The following is a 1053-nucleotide window of genomic DNA, read 5'->3' as shown; positions in this document are numbered from 1 at the left end:
GTCCTGTCCCACCCATAACCTCCTGATTCCCCCCGTGGAGAGGCTATATGAGGGCAATAGGCGCAACCGCTGTCAGGGCGCAACTCCACCCACATCAGCGTGCCGCAGCACACATGAATCGCCAACTGCGCGCCAAGCCTGGGCTAGAGAATCTTTGCTAAGCCCGCCCGATCCTAGGTCAATCCCAGTTCTAGGCTCGAGCGAACGGTTCCATGCGCAGTCGCCATCGACCTCCGTAAAGCGAGGGTCGTAGAAGACTCCAGTGGAAGCCCTATCGTCAGCGTTCGCCTAGCAAGGACTGCGCTTTCAAGTATGGTCCGCGCATCCGGTTCGCTTACAATGCGCGCACCTATGCCCAAACCGGAGATTGCCGCGCACATCATAACGACTGCCTCGATGCCGAGTGAGGCAGGGTTAGCTACAACCACATGCAGTTCTCTATTAAGTTCGCACGCACCATTCGCCGTTACCGACAGCCCGACCAATCCACCAAGTTCGCTCGCAACTCCATGAACGCCCCCTGTCGACCAGCATCACTCCGATAGATACGAACCGAATGGCCGATACTCGGACCACCACGGAAGCGGCAACAAGCGTGTGTTCCTGTAGCACCCAAGCACAGGCAGCGCTAACATTCGCATCAGGGACAACATGAGGCAAGTACTCGCCGATCTGCTCAAGCGCTTGGAGGTGGCATCTCCGGAAGACACCAGGGTCATTCCTTGGAGTTGTCCGGTGCCATCCTTTGGAGACATCTCACGAGCCAGGATAGCGACAGTCGGAATCAACCCCAGCAACAAAGAATTTGTCGACGACAGCCACAACGAACTGCCTGAAGAAAGCCGCAGGTTTCACACGTTACAATCGCTCGGGCTCAAGAGTTGGTCCGAGGCTAAAGGCTCCCATCACGACGAAATCGCAGAAGTATGCCGCAGATACTTTGAGATCAATCCCTATGATCGCTGGTTCAAAGAGCTTGACTTCCTCATCTCCGGAACCAGCTTTTCATACTATTCATCAATGTCGATCGCATGCCATCTCGACCTAGTCCCC

General features: G+C 55.7%; 1 protein-coding gene. It reads left to right on the top strand.

What is annotated here, in order from left to right; genetic code table 11:
- Positions 1-651: 651 nt before the first annotated feature.
- Positions 652-1053: hypothetical protein (locus G4D87_RS38115; protein WP_205507894.1), on the top strand; the 402-nt coding region annotated here is incomplete at its 3' end.

Origin of the sequence: Myxococcus vastator, assembly GCF_010894475.1 — a bacterium.
Classification (GTDB): Bacteria; Myxococcota; Myxococcia; order Myxococcales; family Myxococcaceae; genus Myxococcus; species Myxococcus vastator.
The sequence above is the reverse complement of the archived record's forward strand: the minus strand, read 5'-3'. Positions and strand labels throughout refer to the sequence as shown.